The organism is Streptomyces sp. NPDC057099 (genome assembly GCF_042671245.1).
GTDB lineage: Bacteria > Actinomycetota > Actinomycetes > Streptomycetales > Streptomycetaceae > Streptomyces > Streptomyces purpurascens.
The window spans coordinates 414371-430932 of sequence record NZ_JBHUTX010000001.1 but is presented as its reverse complement, the minus strand read 5'-3'; the positions used below and the strand labels follow the sequence as shown (position 1 = coordinate 430932).

General features: G+C 71.2%; 10 protein-coding genes and 3 pseudogenes. 8 read left to right on the top strand and 5 right to left on the bottom strand.

Translation table 11 applies throughout. The features are described from left to right. Positions 1–71: 71 nt before the first annotated feature. Positions 72–3293 carry a SpoIIE family protein phosphatase gene (locus tag ACFT4A_RS01835; RefSeq protein ID WP_382825001.1) on the bottom strand — a complete coding sequence of 1074 codons (3222 nt, stop codon included), beginning with the start codon at positions 3291–3293 and terminating at the stop codon, positions 72–74. Between the two features lie 580 nt (positions 3294–3873). On the opposite strand from ACFT4A_RS01835, the gene ACFT4A_RS01830 reads away from it, so the two are divergent. From ACFT4A_RS01830 to ACFT4A_RS01820, 3 genes are read left to right on the top strand one after another with little or no spacing between them, the layout of a single operon-like run. Beyond that, the gene (locus ACFT4A_RS01830) at positions 3874–5178 is read left to right on the top strand and encodes a hypothetical protein (RefSeq protein WP_382825214.1); all 1305 of its coding nucleotides are present in this window, start codon (positions 3874–3876) and stop codon (positions 5176–5178) included. A gap of 1 nt (position 5179) precedes the next feature. Further along, complete coding sequence (locus ACFT4A_RS01825) at positions 5180–5527, top strand: carboxymuconolactone decarboxylase family protein (protein ID WP_382824999.1); 348 nt, start codon at positions 5180–5182, stop codon at positions 5525–5527. Continuing rightward, a complete protein-coding gene (locus ACFT4A_RS01820; RefSeq protein WP_382824997.1) occupies positions 5527–5946 on the top strand; it encodes an SHOCT domain-containing protein in 420 nt (139 codons plus the stop codon). The genes ACFT4A_RS01825 and ACFT4A_RS01820 overlap by 1 nt, the downstream gene beginning before the upstream one ends. Before the next feature lie 378 nt (positions 5947–6324). Here the strand turns inward: ACFT4A_RS01820 and ACFT4A_RS01815 are convergent, their stop codons facing one another. After that, a complete protein-coding gene (locus tag ACFT4A_RS01815) occupies positions 6325–7743 on the bottom strand; it encodes a DUF2252 domain-containing protein (protein WP_382824996.1) in 1419 nt (472 codons plus the stop codon). Positions 7744–7949: 206 nt separating this feature from the next. Here ACFT4A_RS01815 and ACFT4A_RS01810 point away from each other — a divergent pair, with 206 nt between their 5' ends. From ACFT4A_RS01810 to ACFT4A_RS01790, 5 genes and pseudogenes are all read left to right on the top strand, one after another. Continuing rightward, a complete protein-coding gene (locus ACFT4A_RS01810; RefSeq protein WP_382824994.1) occupies positions 7950–8234 on the top strand; it encodes a hypothetical protein in 285 nt (94 codons plus the stop codon). A 277-nt stretch (positions 8235–8511) separates the two neighbouring features. Continuing rightward, positions 8512–8858: pseudogene (locus ACFT4A_RS01805) on the top strand (SDR family NAD(P)-dependent oxidoreductase); the annotation flags it as partial. A gap of 229 nt (positions 8859–9087) precedes the next feature. After that, entirely contained in the window at positions 9088–10908 is a 1821-nt protein-coding gene (locus tag ACFT4A_RS01800; protein WP_382824992.1) for a glycoside hydrolase family 15 protein, read from the top strand. A 3-nt stretch (positions 10909–10911) separates the two neighbouring features. Continuing rightward, positions 10912–11703: pseudogene (locus ACFT4A_RS01795) on the top strand (cyclase family protein); the annotation flags it as partial. Next, a pseudogene (locus ACFT4A_RS01790) lies at positions 11690–12589 on the top strand (GMC oxidoreductase); the annotation flags it as partial. The pseudogenes ACFT4A_RS01795 and ACFT4A_RS01790, both read left to right, overlap by 14 nt. Before the next feature lie 36 nt (positions 12590–12625). Here the strand turns inward: ACFT4A_RS01790 and ACFT4A_RS01785 are convergent. The 3 genes from ACFT4A_RS01785 to ACFT4A_RS01775 all read right to left on the bottom strand — a co-directional run bounded on the left by ACFT4A_RS01785 (position 12626) and on the right by ACFT4A_RS01775 (position 16560). After that, the gene (locus tag ACFT4A_RS01785) at positions 12626–13666 is read right to left on the bottom strand and encodes a cytochrome d ubiquinol oxidase subunit II (protein WP_382824990.1); all 1041 of its coding nucleotides are present in this window, start codon (positions 13664–13666) and stop codon (positions 12626–12628) included. Beyond that, positions 13666–15150 (bottom strand): cytochrome ubiquinol oxidase subunit I, encoded by a 1485-nt coding sequence (locus ACFT4A_RS01780; RefSeq protein ID WP_382824989.1) that lies wholly within the window; start codon positions 15148–15150, stop codon positions 13666–13668. Before ACFT4A_RS01780 ends, ACFT4A_RS01785 begins: the two co-directional genes overlap by 1 nt. A 72-nt stretch (positions 15151–15222) precedes the next feature. Beyond that, the gene (locus ACFT4A_RS01775) at positions 15223–16560 is read right to left on the bottom strand and encodes an NAD(P)/FAD-dependent oxidoreductase (protein WP_382824987.1); all 1338 of its coding nucleotides are present in this window, start codon (positions 16558–16560) and stop codon (positions 15223–15225) included. Positions 16561–16562 lie beyond the last annotated feature (2 nt).

The window sequence follows — 16562 nt, the reverse complement described above, 5'->3', positions numbered from 1 at the left end:
CAGCATTTCGGGCATTTCACGGGGCGCTGAGGCTCCACCGGGGCGCTGCGGCGCCCATGGCCTCGGACGCGTCACGCGGCGTCGAGCCCGCATTCGGCCCAGATGACCTTGCCCTCCGGGAGGTAACGCGTGCCCCAGCTCTGCGAGAGCTGCGCGACGAGGAACAGTCCGCGCCCGCCCTCGTCGGTGCCGGCCGCCCGGCGCAGATGCGGCGCGGTGTTGCTGGCGTCGGAGACCTCGCAGATCAGGGTGTGGCCGTGGAGCAGCCGTACCCGGATGGGCCCGGCGCCGTGCCGGATGGCGTTGGTGATCAGCTCGCTGAGGATCAGTTCCGCGGCGAACGCGGTCTCCTCGAGGCCCCACGCGGTCAGCCGTCGCGTGGCGTCCGCGCGGACCTCCCCGACGAGTGCCGGGTCGGCGGGCAGCTCCCAGGCGGCGATCCGGTCGGCGTCCAGGGCGTGGACGCGGGCCACGAGCAGGGCGATGTCGTCGTGCGGGTGCGCGGGCGCCACGGTGTCGAGGACCGCCTGGCAGGTGTCCTCGGGTGCGCGCTCCGGGTGGGCCAGGGCCGTACGCAACTGCTCCAGGACCACGTCGACGTCGCGGTTGCGGTCCTCGATGAGGCCGTCGGTGTAGAGGACCAGCTGGCTGCCCGCGGGGAGGTCGACCTCGACGGCGTCGAAGGGCAGGCCCCCGAGCCCGAGCGGGGGTCCGGCCGGGAGGTCGGGGTAGGAGACGGTGCCGTCGGGGTGGACGAGCGCGGGCGGCGGGTGCCCGGCGCGGGCCATCAGGCACCGCTGCGAGGTGGGGTCGTAGACGGCGTAGAGGCAGGTCGCGCCGATGACGCCGGCGCCCTTGCCGTCGGGGTCCTCCCGGTCCAGGCGCCCCACGAGGTTGTCGAGGTGGACGAGGACCTCGTCCGGGGAGAAGTCCAGCTCGGCGAAGCTGCGCGCGGCGGTACGCAGCCGGCCCATGGTGGCCGCGGAGAGCATGCCGTGGCCGACGACGTCGCCGACGAGGAGTCCGACGCGGGCACCGGAGAGGGGGATGACGTCGTACCAGTCCCCGCCCACGTCGGACTCGGCGGGCAGATAGCGGTGGGCGACCTCGACGGCGTCCTGGTCGGGCAGACCGTGCGGGAGGAGGCGGCGCTGGAGGGCCAGAACCATGGTGCGTTCATGGGTGTAGCGCCGGGCGTTGTCGATGGACAGGGCGGCGCGGGTGGCGAGTTCCTGGGCCAGGGAACAGTCGTCGTCGCCGAAGGAACTCCCGGCCCGGTAGAAGCTGGCGATGCCCAGGAGGACACCGCGGGCGAGCAGGGGCACCGCGATGAGGGAGTGGACGTGGGCCAGCAGGCGCGCGGTGTGCTCGGGGTCCTGGGCGAGCCAGCCCGCGGCGGCCTTCAGATCCGGTTCCAGCACCGCCTCACCGCTGTCCATGCAGCGCAGCTGGGGCGAGGTCGGACCGAAGTCGACGCGCTTGCCGGGCGGGGTGAAGGGCAGGCCCTCGCGTACGCCGTACAGCACCGTGCGACGCAGGTCGGCGAGGGGGTCGGCGGACTCCTCGCCGCGCAGGACGGCGTCGGGCAGGTCGATGGTGACGAAGTCGGCCAGTCGCGGAACCGCCGTCTCGGCCAGTTCCTCCGCGGTGCGGCGCACGTCCAGGGTGGTGCCGATACGGGCACTGGCCTCGGACAGCAACTCCAGCCGCCGCCGCGCGGCCAGAGCGTAGGCCCCGACATGCGGCTCCCCCAGCATCACGAGGCCTCGGGCAGGGAAGGGTGCTTCGGCGCGATCGTCCCCGGCGTCGCGGTCCCCGGGGGGCCTGGCGTCGCGGCCCTCACCGACCCCGGCGTCGCGGCCCCCGCCGGCCCCGGCGTCGCGCGCCCCGTGGGCCCTGGCGTCGCGGCCTCCGTCGGCCGCGACGGCGTCGCCCGGTCCACCCGTGACGGTCCCGCCGGGTCCGGCGGTGCCCCGACCGCCGTCGGCCGCGACAGCGTCGCCCGGCCCGCCTGCGACGGTCTCACCAGGGTCGACTGTGGCGGGCTTGCCGAACCCGGCGGCGCCCCGATCACCGTCAGCCACAACAGCGTCGCCCGACCCGCCCGTGACGGCCTCACCAGGGCCGGCAGTGACGGCCTCCCCAAGCCCGGCGGCGCCCCGATCACCGTCGGCCGTGACGCCCCCGCCGGGCTTCCCGGCTCCCCGGCCGCCGTCGGTCGCGAGGACCGGGCCGGGTTCGGCGGGGTGCCCGGACGGGAGGGTGATCGAGGGCCGGGCGGCCATGGGTGCGGCCGGGACGGCGGGAAGGCTCGGAAGTTCGTCAGCCCGTCGCGGGAGGAGGAGGGACCCGCTCGCCGAGGAGTCGTGCGGCACTGCCTCGATGGCGACGCCCTGCACCCCGGACGCAGTCGCCATCGGGCGACTCACGAGCGTCACCCGCCGACCGTCGGGCAGGTTCACGTCGACGGCGGCCCGCTGCGCACGGGAGATCAGCTCGGCGGCCTTCTCCCGGAGAATCGCCTGGTCACGAGGGGGGAAGTCGCGCACCGGCGCACCCGTCGCGGGACCGCCGCGCAGGCCGACGGCCCCAGCCCCGGCCCCGGCCCCGGTCGCCAGATACGCCCGCAGCAGCGCCCGCTCGTGCGCGGAACTCTGCCCCAGCAGCCGCCGCTCGATGATCTCGGCCGCCCGGCGGATCGCCGCGGCCAGCGCGGGGCGGTCGAAACCACGCGGGTAGCCGAAGCACAGGACGCCCTCGATGCGCCCGCTGAGCGGGTCACGGACGGGAAGCGCGACACAGGCGCTCTGCTGGGCGCGTTCCGCGAAGTGCTCGGCACCGTGGACGCGGATGAGCTGCCGCTCCGCGAGGGCCAGACCGATGCCGTTCGTGCCGGCGACCTGCTCGGCGAACACGAACCCGGGGACCCGCTGGATCGCCGGCAGGTCCCTGGCCATCGCCGGATCCCCGAAGCGGCGCAGCAGAACCGTCCCGTTCCCGTCCGCGACCGAGATGTTGACCTTGCTGCCGGAGAACGCGGACTGCAGCCGGTCCAGCACGGGAACGGCCGCGCGGACGATACGGCCCGCCGGGTCGAAGTCGTCCCGGAAGGGGAGGTCGGACTCGTCCGGCGACAGGCCCAGGGTCCGGCAGCGCTGCCACGAGTTCAGGATGGACGTCCGTACGCCCGCCTCGACGGACTCGCCCTGGAGAAACCGCTCGCGAGGGCGGGCGGGCCCCGTGCCGTCCGTCGCACGCCCCGCCGGCCTGGGTTCCTCGCCGGACCGAACCACGCTTCGCCTCACCTGCGCCTGCGATGAATCCGCTCATCGGAAAGAATCGTGCATTGATGAGGATACGGGCATTGCGGGCATGAGTCACGATTCGCTTGGCCCGTCAGGGCGGGCGGCACCTGGGGGCCTGCCGTTCGGATCACGCCGCGGACGCGGAGCCCGGCACGCCCGTCTGCCGCGCTGTCGTCACGCGCCGACTCCCGCGGGCTTCCTTCCGGCGGTAGCGGCGGTGGCCGCGAGACGGGCCAGGTGGCAGGCAGGACGCCCCACCGCTTGGCCATGCGCCGCCCTTACCCCCTGGTTATGGTTGGCAGGAGGGAGAACACAAGAACGCAGCTCCGACGAGCCCGTGGTCGGCGACGGAGCGGAGATATCGGACGCAACGGCGGCCGGCGAAAGCGTGTTGGACCGCCCTTCCCCAACCACTGACCCCTGTAACGGCGTTGGCGTACCGGGCGGCGGGACATCGCTTCTCCCACCGACCTCCAAGCCCAAGGAACACCTCATGGATTCCTCTGGTGGTTCGTCGTCGGCTTCCGAAGGTGCTGACCGTCCGGCCTCCGGACCTCCGTTGAGCACCGTGGAACGGGAGGAGTACGAGCGGCTGCGCAAGGCGGCCTCCGTTCACCACCGGCGTCTGCGCTACACCGCGACCTCCGTACTGCTGGTGCTGACCTTCCTCCTGGCACCGCTGGCCGTGGTCGCCGCCTGGGTGGACTCGCAGGTCGCCGACACCGACCGGTACGTCCAGACCGTCGCTCCGATCGCCACGGAGCCCTCCGTCCAGAACACCGTCACCGACCGGCTCACCAAGCGCGTGGTCGACAACGTCGATGTCGCCGCCTTCACCGAGGCCGTCGCGCGGACGTTGCAGCGGGAAGGCGCCCCGCCTCGGGTGGTCCAGGGCGCCGACGCGCTGACCGGCCCGCTGAAGAGCGCGCTCAACTCGGCTGTCCACAGCATCGTGCACCGAGTGGTGACCAGCGAACAGTTCGCCGAAGTGTGGGACGACGCCAACCGACGGGCGCACGCCGCCGTGGTCAAGGTCCTCACCGGCGAGGGCGGCAGCGCCGTCCAGGCCGGCGACGACAGCATCGACCTGAACATCGGCACCGTCGTCGACAACGTCAAGCAGCGGCTGGTGGACGCCGGGTTCGATCAAGCCTCGAAGATCCCCGATGTCGACAAGACCATCACCCTGTTCCAGACCGACAAGCTCAACGAGGCGCAGGGCGCCATGCGTCTGCTGAACATCCTCGGCGTCTGGCTCCCGGTCCTGGTCCTGGTCCTGGCGGCCCTCGCCGTCTGGAGCGGGCCCGCGCACCGCGTCGCCCTGATGACCACGGCCATCGGCGTCGGGGTCATGATGATCGTGCTGCTCGTCGGCCTCGCCGTGATGCGCCAGGTCTATCTGGACTCCGTCGCCACGACCGCCCTCCCGCAGGACACCGCGGCCGACATCTACGACGTCTTCCTCCGCTTCCTCAAGAACAGCACGGTCACGGTCCTGGTCATCGCGGTGATCACCGCCTTGGCCGCCTACCTGTACGGGCCCGGACGCGGTGCCCGGTGGATCAGACGGGCGGCGGCGGGCGGGACCGGGGCGGCGGGCCGGTCCATGGCGCGCCACGGTCTGCGCACCGGGGAGACCGGCCGTCTCCTGGACGCGCGCCGCAAGTGGACCACCGGCATCGCCATCACCGGCGGAGCGCTCGCCCTGGTGCTGTGGAACTACCCCACACCCGGGTCGGTGGCGCTCGTCCTCGGCATCGTCCTCCTCGTACTGATCCTCTTCGGAATCCTCGCCGCGGCCGCCGGCACGGCACCACGTCCCGCCGCCCCCGACGACGACACGTCACACCAACCACCAGCGAAAGGAGCCTGAGATGGCTGAGCAAGAGACAGGGGCGAGCGGCGTCGCCGCTCTCGCCGAGGCGAACGCGCCTGTGTTCGAGACGCTCGTCCAGATGACGCTCGACACCTTCGAGCGGTCCGGGCTGGACGAGGAGACGTATCTGCTGGCACGCATCGCCGCTCTGGTGGCCATGGACGCCTCCGCTCCCTCCTACCTCCTCAACATCGGCACCGCCGCGGAGGTCGGCGTGCCGCTGGAGAAGATCCAGGGAACGCTCGTGGCCATCGCCCCCGTGGTGGGCAGCGCCCGCGTCGTGTCCGCCGCACGCGCCATCGGCGACGCGTTCGGGCTGGACCTCCCCGCAGAACAGGAGAAGTAATGGACAGTTACGTGAACCTGGCCTACGACTACCCCGTCCTCGGGGCCTTCTGGACGGTCATGTGGATCTTCCTCTGGGTCATGTGGATCTTCCTGCTCTTCCGCGTCGTGGTCGACATCTTCCGCGACGACTCCCTGAGCGGCTGGGCCAAGACGGGCTGGCTGGTCTTCACCATCGTCCTGCCCTTCCTGGGCGTCTTCGTCTACGTCGTCGCCAGGGGCAAGGGCATGGGCAAGCGGGAACAGGACCACGTCAAGGCCCGCATGGACGAGACGGACCGCTACATCCGCGAGACCGTCGGCGCCACCGGCCCCAGCAGCGAGGCGGACCAGCTCGCCAAGCTCTCGCAGATCCGCGCCCGCGGCGACATCTCCGACGAGGAGTTCCGCCAGGCCAAGGAGAAGGTCCTCCACCCGTAACGACGATTCCCGCTGCTGACCACGGTCCGCCCCGTCAGCGGACACACCCACGCCACCGGGCCCGCTCGACACCGGGTTCGGCCAACTCGGCTGCTGCAGCAGCCCGATCGAAACCCCCAACATGGACGGCCTCGCCACGAACGGGCTGCTGTACGACAACACGCATACGACGGCTCTGTGTTCACCGTCGTGTTCCTGCGATGGCCCGCGTCACGGAAGTCGCTCGTCCAGTGGGGGTCGCGGCGGCCAGCGCGCGGCGGCTGACAGCCTCCTGCCGTCAGCGTCCGCCACGCATACGCGGCACGGGCTGCGCAGGACCGCCTAGTCGTCCACGGCCCCGGGGCCCGCAGCAGTCGGCACGCCCAGGCCGCCTGGCCGTCAGGCCGCTTCCGCCGGGACCCGTCCGGCTCGAATCGCATCGACCAAGGCCTGGTGATCCTTCTCGTTCTGGTCCGCGTACAGCTCGGCGAACGTCGCCAGCGCGCGGTCGAAGACATCGCCGCCGCCCAGGTACGCGGCGATCGCGATACGGTCCCCGGATCTGGCGTGGGCTCGGGCCAGCGTGGCGCCGCACAGCCGGCCGAACAGGCCCATCCGCTTCGGCGACATGTTCTCGGTCACGGCGATGCCTTTCCAGTCCCGCAGCTGGCGTACGTAGAAGTCCCGCCGCTTGCCGTCCATGCCCGTGACGCGTTCCCAGCCCAGGAAGATGTCACTGGTGGCCTGCATGAGCCGTTGGCCGGCGACGACGCGCTCGCCCTGCGTGCTGAACGCGCTGCCTCCGACGTAGGGCGCCAGAACCGACTCGTCGGCCTCCTTGGCCTGGAGGAACAGGGGATCCTCGTCGTCCTTGCCGAGCAGCAGGACGATCCAGCAGCGGGTTCCCACACTGCCCACACCGACAACCTTGCGGGCGATGTCGGCAAGGCGATAGCTCTCCAGCAGGAACCGGCGGTCCGTCGACAGGGACTGGCCGTAGCGCTCGATCAGCCGGCTGATCTCCTGCTCCAGCCTGCCGCGCTCGGCATCCGGCAGCAGATCCTGGAGCCGCACCAGCAGCGGCGGGTCGGGAGCGATCTGACGCCGTCCGTCGATGACGTGCGTGAGCTTCTCGAAGACCTGCAGCGTGTCATGCGCGCGTGCCCGTTCCCGGGCGCGTTCCCAGCGATCGCGCTGCCCGGCGCTCAGTACCGGGGCGAACTGCTCCTGCAGCTCGTCCGCGTCGAAGCGGGTGTACCAGACGTCGAGATTGCCCAGTCCGGCAAAGCTCCGCATGCGCTCGCGGTAGGACCACACGGCCGCCCGCACCACCGACGCCCGCTCCTTGGAACTGAAGCCGTTGGCCCGGCCCGCGATGACCAGGCTCGCCGACAGCCGCTTGACGTCCCATTCCCAGGGTCCGGGCAGCGTCTCGTCGAAGTCGTTGATGTCGAACATCAGCCGGCGCTCCGGAGAGGCGAGCAACCGGAAGTTCAGCATGTGTGCGTCGCCGCAGCACTGCACCTTGATCCCGGTACGCGGCGTCTCCGCGAGGTCCGCGGCCATGATGGCGGCGGCCCCGCGGTAGAAGCGGAACGGCGCCTCGCTCATCCTGCCGTAGCGGATCGGCACGAGTTCCGGCACGCGCGTCGCGGACTGCTTCTCGATGATCTCCACCGGGTCCGTGCGCTTCGGTGGGGGCATGAACTCGGCGTGGCTGGAACGGGGGACGTCGGCGCGTGCCGCCTTGCCGCGGGCGACCCGCTCGCGCGGGGTGAGGTGTCGTGTCTCGCCGCCGGACAGATGGTTGTCGCTCATGGTGGACGCTCCACGATTGTGACGGCCGACGCACAGGGCGTTGGCCACGGTGCACGGTGTCACGGCCCGGCCGGATGAGACAGGCGCATCCACTGACAACCTACCTCCGGACGGTGCTCCGGACGACTTGGACCGTGCTCAGGAGTGGGGCGTCGTGTGCCGCCGGTCGGGATGCGAGGTGGTTCGCCCCGTTGGATGGTGGAGTCATGGACCAGCACCACCACCAGCCCCATCGGGCGATCGAGATCGACACCCGGCTCGTCACGACCGGAGCCGTGCTCACCGCGGCCGGTGCCGTGGTGGCGTGCGCCGGAATGGCCATCGCGGCCTTCGCCGTGTTCACGGCAGGCCGACGCATGATCCGCGACATGGACGTGCCCCCGACCCAGCAGGCGGCCGCGAAGTGGCAGCAGGCCAAGGAGGCGTCCCGAGCGGGTCTGCGGGCATGGCAGTCCGCGTCCGACGCCCAGAACGGGTCACCCGCCCGCTAGTCCGTCAGGAGCGCGTAAGGGATCACGGGACGAGCTTGTCCGGGGCGGCTCGTACGGGTTCCATGGGCGTATGGACAGCGAGTGGCTCCTCATCGACCGGCCGCCTCATCAGGCGCCCCGTCGTGTGCCCCGCTGCCCGGAAGCACCCGCGTCCGCCTGTCGCTGACGCGCGTTCCGCAGCCCCTGGGGCGCCGCGACTCCTGTCCGGCGCACTTTCTCCTGCCCGTGCGCCCAGTCGTGCGGGATCCGAACCCGTACGCGTACTCCCGGATTGACCATGTCTGACGCAATCCTTTCGTCCCGTACCGTCCTCGTCACCGGCGCCACCTCCGGCATCGGCCTGGAGACCGCCGGCAACTCGCCGGGCGCGGCGCCACCGTGCTCTTGCACGGCCGTACCGCCGAAGAGGCGCGCGCCGCCGACTTCGCACGGCTCGACGAGGTCGAGGCCATGGCCGCGCGTGTCGTCGCCGAACACCCGCACCTCGACGTCCTCGTCAACAACTTCCTCGCCCACTACCTGCTCACCTGCCTGCTGGAACCGGCACTCACCAGCGAGCCGGGCGGCCGGGTCGTCAACGTCTCGTCCTCCCTGCACCTCACCGGCTCCATCCAGTCCGCCGACCTGCTCGTCGGCCGTACCGCTTGAACTCACCCCCTACGAAACGGAACTGATGCCCATGTCGAAGCGGGCCCGCACGAAGCGGGCCCGCCGTCACCTTCCCTGGCACCTCACCGACTCACGGAAGCTCCGATGATCGCCCCCCGTCACAGCGGTCGCTTCCGACGCGCAAGAACCACCCGAGTGGCCGATAGTGAACGTAGGGGGCTCTTTCCGGCCATTCGGAGCAGCCATGGACCGCTACCCTCCCATCGCCGAACACGGCCTGGTGGGCGACCTGCAGACAGCGGCGCTCGTCTCGTCGCAGGGTGTCGTGGACTGGTTCGCCGCTCCCCGGTTCGACTCGCCGAGCATCTTCGCCGCCCTGCTCGACCACGACGGCGGCGGGTACATGCGGTTGGCCCCCGAGCACCCCGAGGCGACGTGCAAGCAGCTCTACTACCCCGACACGGCCATCCTGGTGACCCGGTTCATGTCACCGGACGGCGTGGGTGAGGTGGTTGACCTCATGCCGCCGGACCGGACCCGCACCGCTACCGACCGTCACACCCTGATACGCGTGGTGCGTGCCGTGCGGGGGACCGTCGACTTCACGCTCGAGTGCCGGCCGCGCTTCGACTACGGCCGGGCCGAGCACCGGCTGGAGCTCGGCGAGAGCGGCGGCCTGTTCCGTGCCCCGGGAATGGACGCGCATCTGCAGACCTCCTTCCCGCTGGAGCGGGACGGCCAGGATGTGCGCGGCAGGGTGACACTGAACGCCGGCGAGTCGGGCGGCGCCGTGTTCACGGTCTGCGCCCCCGGCGGCGAGGCGCCCGCACCCTTGACGGTCGACGGGCTCACCGCCCAGCTCGACGACACCGGCCTCTTCTGGCAGAACTGGCTGCACCAGTCCCGCTACCGAGGCCGCTGGCCGGAGCTGGTGCACCGCTCGGTCATCACCCTCAAGCTCCTCACCTACGCCCCCACCGGCGCCCTCGTCGCGGCGGCCACCATGGGCCTGCCCGAGCAGATCGGCGGAGAGCGCAACTGGGACTACCGGTTCACCTGGGTACGCGATGGTGCGCTGTCCGTGCGGGCCATGCTGGACCTGGGCTTCGTCGAGGAGGCCACCGCCTTCCTCCACTGGCTCGTCGACAGGCTGCACGAGCGCGAGGGCAAGGAGGAAGAACCGCTCCAGACGATGTACCGGATCGACGGCAACCCCGACCTGCCGGAGGAAACCCTCGAACACTTCGAGGGCTACCGGGGCTCCTTCCCGGTCCGTATCGGCAACGGCGCCGCCGACCAGCTCCAGTTGGACATCTACGGCGAGGCCATCTACGCGCTGTCCCAGGGCCGCGAGATCATGCCGCAGGCCACCTACCCGGCGTGGAAGGCGCTGGCCAGGATGCTGGACTGGTTCGCCGACTCCTGGGACCGTCCGGACGAAGGCATCTGGGAAACCCGCGGCGGAGGCCAGGACTTCACCTACAGCCGGGTGATGTCCTGGGTCGCCTTCGACCACGCGCTCCGTCTGGCCGAGCAGTTCCGCAGGCCCGCCGACCTGGAGAAGTGGCGCAACGCCAGGGACGCCGTCTTCGAACAGGTCATGGAACGCGGCTGGAGCGAGCAGGAGGGCGCCTTCGTCCAGCACTTCGGCAGCGACGTCCTGGACGCTTCCCTGCTGCTCATGCCGAGGGTCGGCTTCATCGCCCCGAAGGACCCCGTCTGGCTCTCCACGCTCGACGCGATGGACCGCAAGCTCGTCTCCGACAGCCTCGTGTACCGCTATGACCCGGCGGCGTCGCCGGACGGGCTGCGCGGCTCGGAGGGCACCTTCAGTCTGTGCACCTTCCTCTACGTCGACGCGCTGGCCCGGGCAGGGCGGCTGTCCCAGGCCCGCTACACCTTCGAGAAGATGCAGACGTACGCCAACCACGTCGGGCTCTTCGCCGAGGAGGTCGGTCCGACCGGGGAGCAACTGGGCAACTTCCCGCAGGCGTTCACTCATCTGTCGCTCATCATGGCGGCCACCACCCTCGACGGGGCGCTCGACGCCGAGCAAGGGCGCTGACGCATGGGCGCCCGTGCCCGCCCGGCAGGGCCGCCACGTCTGACGGAGGACGCGTTCGACGCGCTGTACCGGCGCTTGCTCTCGCGCGCCGCCTGGGCTTCGGGAGACCGGGGCGCTCTGGACGCGATCACTCCCGCCCGGGTGGTGGCCGCCACCCGGGAGGTGCGGACCGGCCGGACGGTGACCCTCGCCGCGCCGGTGGAGACGCGGCCCGGCCCCGACAATCCGGAGCCCGCGCGACACCGGATGAGCGGCCGGCCGGACGAAGGCGCCTCCAGCGGGCTCCGGTTCGCGAGGGACAGCTTCGCGATGAACGTGCACGGCGACGCCGACAGCCACCTCGACGCCCTGTGTCACGTGATCTACGACGGCACACTGCACGGCGGCGTGCCCGCGAGCAGCGTCACGGCGGACGGGGCCACCGCGCTCTCCGTCGAGACGGGGCGCGACGGGATCGTCGGCCGCGGCGTGTTGCTGGACATTCCGCGGCTGCGCGGCGTGCCCTGGCTCGAACCGGGTGACCATGTGACCGCCGACGACCTCGCCGCGGCCGAGACGGCCCAGCACCTGCGCGTGGGAGAGGGCGACCTCCTCTTCGTTCGGGTGGGCCATCGCCGACGCCGCGCCGAACTGGGAGCGTGGCACGCGGCACGTGAGCGCGCCGGGCTCCACCCGTCCGCGCTGGAGTTCCTCGCCGATCGGCGGGTCGCCGTGCTCGGAGGCGACGGGAACAACGACACCGCCCCGAGTTCCACCGAGGGCGTCGACTTCCCCGTGCACGTACGACAACGTCACGATGGTGACCGACGCCCATGTGCGGCGCCTGGAGACCGACCCGACCGGACGCACCGTCACCAGGGTCGTGGCCGAGCTCCGGAACGGAGCGACCGAGGGCTTCAGCGCCGACATCGTGGTGGTCGCCGCCGGCGCGGTCAACTCCGCCGTTCTGCTGCTGCGTTCGGCCAACGACAGACACCCCGGCGGTCTGGCCAACAGTTCGGACGTGGTGGGACGCCACTACATGCGGCACAACAACCTGGCGCTGATGGCGGTGTCGGAGGAACCGAACCCCACCAGGTTCCAGAAGACCCTGGCGCTGAACGACTGGTACCTGGGCGCGGACGACTGGGACTATCCGCTCGGCGGCATCCAGATGCTCGGCAAGTCGGACGCCGACCAGATCCACGGCGAGGCGCCGCGCTGGGCCGGCTCGGTCTCCCCCGACATGCCGTTCGAGGTGCTGGCGCACCACGCCGTCGACTTCTGGCTGTGCGGGGAGGACCTCCCCCTGCCCGACAGCCGGGTCACCCTCGACAAGGACGACGCCGTCCATCTGACTCTCGACGAGAAGAACAACATCACCGGGTTGAAGCGCCTCCAGCACAAGCTGCGGGGGATGCTCGGGCACCTGGGCATGCACGAGCACCACCTGCTGGATCACAGCATCTATCTGCACAAGGGCATGCCGATCGGCGCGACCGCACACCAGGCCGGCACCGTGCGGTTCGGCGACGACCCGAGGAGTTCGGCCCTCGACGTCCACTGCAAGGCCCACGACCTCGACAACCTCTACGTCGTGGACACCAGCTTCTTCCCCAGCATCGGAGCGGTGAACCCGTCACTGACCGCCATCGCCAACGCCCTGCGGGTGGGCGACCACATCGCCGGCCGGCTGAGCTGACGGGGGCTCTGCGCCCGGTGAGCCGGCCGGGCGCCGCTACACGTTGTCGCCGGGCGCCCTGGCGGCCCGGGTGTCGGCATCGGTGAGTTCCTCCAGCTCCCCCATGGTGTCGAGCCGGTAGAGCAGGACCAGCGCCGGACCGACCAGCACGATCGCGATGCCCGTGACGATCATCAGCCAGATCAGGGTGTCGGCGGCCCCGGCCGCCTCGGTCACGGTCAGCGAGGTGGGCAGCACGTAGGGCCGCTGCGCGCAGCCCCAGGCGCCGACGACCAGGGCGACGCTCCCCACCGCGGTGTAGCGGGACCAGCCGTACGAACGGCGCCACAGAAGCAGCACCGTGGTCAGACCGCACACCGCGGCCAGAATGATCAGCAGCAGTCCCAGGCCCCCGGTGAGGCCGTCCCAGACGTACCGGGCGTCGTCGTGGGTGACGGGCAGGCCGATGAGCGCGAGGACGACGACCGCGGCGAAGGCCATCATCGCCCGCGGGCGGAAGTAGTCGACGAGGTCGTCGGCGCCGAACCGCAGGGCGTCGGAGCAGAGGAAGACCGCCCCGAGGAACGCGGCGGCGGCGATGGCCAGCAGGCCCGCCAGGACGGAGGTTCCATTGGCCCATGCGTCGGCGGAGGCGGTGGTGCCGGGCTCCACCCGACCCGAGGCGATGCCGCCGAGCACCGCCCCGAGGAAGAACGGCGTGAGCAGCGACGAGAGGGCGAACGCCACGCCGTAGACACGTCGTTGGGCCAGACGGCGGGTCGGCTTGCGCAGGGCGAACCCGGCACCGCGCAGGACCAGGCCCACGGCGGCCAGGGTGAGCGGCAGCCACATCGCGGAGAAGACGGCCTGGAACATCGTGGGGAAACCGGTCCACATGATCACCAGAATGAAGATCAACCAGACGTTGTTGACCTCCCAGACCGGTGCCATGGCATGGTCGATCAGCCAGCGGGGCCGCTTGCCCCGCTCCGCGCCGCCGGCGACGAGATCCCAGAAGCCCGCGCCGTAGTCGGTGCCTCCGGCGCAGGCGTAGGCGGCGATCGCGAGGACCATCACCCAGGCGATGAAGTCGGCCATCAGGACGCACCGCCGGAGGTGTGGCCGGACCCGTCGCCGGGCGCGGCCCCGGTGGTTGTGGGCTCGGGCTCGCTTCTGGGCCCGTAGGGGGTGTCGGTCTCCGGCGGTGGTTCGGCGCGCGCGGCCGAGCCCTCGTCGGCGATGCGCCAGCGGGTGCGCATCTTCAGGATGACCGCGAGGAACGCGCCGAAGACGGCCACGTACACGACCATGACGATGCCGAGCATCGCCCACAGCGATCCGGCGCCCGTGCTGGTCACCGCCTCCGAGACCCTCATGTGGTTGTAGACGATCCAGGGCTGCCGGCCGACCTCCGTGGTGATCCACCCGCACTCGACGGTGACCAGGCAGGCGACTCCGGCGAGCGCGGCGCACCGGTAGAACCAGCGGCTTCGCGGGTTGTCCCGATGCCGCCACCAGGACCAGGCGTACCAGAGCGCGAGCAGGATCAGCACGCTGCCGATGGTGACCATGATGTCGAAGGCCCAGTGGGCGATGGTGGCCTGCGTGGCCGTCGGGCGGTCGCTCGCCGCGACCGAGGACAGGCCCGTCACCTTGGTGTCCGGGCTGAATCCGGCGAGGATCGAGTCGAGTTGGGGAATCTTGAGGCCGCCGGTGACCGTCCCGTCGGGATGCAGGCGCCCGAACATGTACTCCGGTACGTGGGTGTCGGTCTTCCAGACGATCTCCATGGCGGCGAACTTGATCGGCTGCTTGTGGAAGACGGCGCGAGCCGCGGAGTCGCCGAGCATGAACTGGACCGGAGTGAGGATCGCGGCGACCGTGAACGGCAGGGTGAAGCCCAGCCGGTGGTAGCGGTCACGGCGCCCGCGCAGCCAGCCGACCGCGTACACACCGGCGACCACGTAGCCGGCGGTCAGGAGCATCGCGACGACGAAGTGCCAGTACTCCGGGCCGAACATCGGGGTGAAGACGGCCTTCCGCACATCGACGTCGACGGGGTTGCCCCGGGCGTCCAGGCGGAATCCCTGCGGGGTGTTCATCCAGGAGTTGGCCGCGATGATGCCGAACGCCCCCATCAGGGCGGCCAGCGGCAGCGGTACGGCCAGCCAGAAGTGGGTCCAGGGCTTGAGCCGGCGCCATCCGTACAGGTAGATGGCGATCAGGACGGCCTCCAGGAAGAACGCCCATGCCTCGACGCCGAAGCCGAGGCCGAAGACGTCTCCCCAGCGGCCCATCATGCCGGGCCACAGCAGGCCCAGCTCGAAGGAGAGCACGGTGCCGGTGACGACACCGATGGCGAACTGGACGGCCATCACGGCCGACCAGCGCCGGGCGAGTGTGAGGGCGACGGGGTCGTTGCGGCGGAGCGCCCGGTGGTGCATGAGCAACGTGATGAACGGCAGTGCCACGCCGAAGGGGACCAGCAGGATGTGCGAGGCCAGAGTGAAGGCCATCAGCTCTCGGGCCGGCAGGAGTTGGGCCGGGGTGCTGTTTGCCAGAAGGGCAGCGGTGCTGAGCATGGGGGCCTCGATGATCTGCCGTGCGGGGTGGCGGGGCTGTGGGGAGGGCGTTGCGGGCCGGCCGGGGCCTTCTCAGACGGGCGGAGACGCCTTCGGCCCGGCCGCGCGGGCTGTCGGCACTTCGGCGTCGGGCAGGGTGAAGGCGCGTTCGCGGCGAGAGCCGGTGGCGAAGGCGACGGACCAGCTGAGCAACGCTCCGAGCCTGCTGCGGAAGCCGGTGAGGAAGGCCAGGTGGATGAGGAGCCAGGCCAGCCAGCCGGTGAAGCCCGACAGATGCAGCGGTCCGGCCTTGACCACGGCCCGGCCGCGGGCGATGTAGGCGGCGCTGCCCAGATCCACGTACGTGAAGGGCTTCGGCTGCTTCGTCCTGCCCTCGACGGCGTGCCGCACGCTACGGCCCGCGTAGGCACCCGACTGCATGGCGACCTCGGCCAGGCCCGGCAGCTTGTCCAGGCTCATCACGTCGCCGGTGACGCGGATCTCCGGTTGGCCGGGGACGGTGAGGTCGGGTGCGACGAGAATGCGTCCGGCCCGGTCCTGTTCGGCGCCGGTCGCCTTGGCCAGCGCGGCCGCGATCGGCGGCGCCTCGACGCCCGCCGTCCACAGCACGGTGCGGGCCTCGAACCCGGTCGTCCTGCCGTCATGGTCCCGTACCGTCAGGCCGCGCGAGTCGATGCCGGTGACCCGCGTGCCCAGGTGGAGTTCCACACCGAGCCCTTGGAGGGTCCGGGCCGCGCGGTGGGCCAGTCGAGGGCCGAACGCGCCCAGGACCGCGTCGGACCCCTCGAAGAGCAGCACCCGGGCCTCGGCGGAGTCGATCTTCCGGAACTCCCGGTCGAGCGTGTGGCCGGCGATCTCCCGGATCTGTCCCGCGAGTTCGACGCCGGTCGGCCCGGCGCCGACGAGCGCGAAGGTGAGCCACTGCCGACGTTCCCGTTCGTCCGCGGCCGTTTCGGCCATCTCGAACGCCCGGTAGATCCGCCGGCGGATGTCGAGCGCGTCGTCCAGGGTCTTCATGCCGGGCGCGTGCGCGGCGAACTCGTCGTGCCCGAAGTAGGACTGACGCATGCCCACCGCGACGATCAGATCGTCGTACGGCAGGACGACTGCTTCGCCCTCGGGTCGCCGGGCGTGGACCAGCCGGGCGCCGGCGTCGACGTCGGTGGCTTCGGCGAGCACGCACCTCACGTTGTGGTGACGCCGCAGGACCCCTCGGAGCGGCTGTGCGATCTGCCCCTCGGACAGGATCCCGGAGGCGCACTGGTACAGCAGCGGTTGGAAGAGGTGGTGGGCGCGGCGGTCGACCACGGTCACCGCGACCGGTGACTTCCGAAGGGCGCGGGCGGCGAACAGCCCGGCGAACCCTCCGCCGAGGATCACCACCCGGCGTGGCGTGATGTGATCCTGCATCA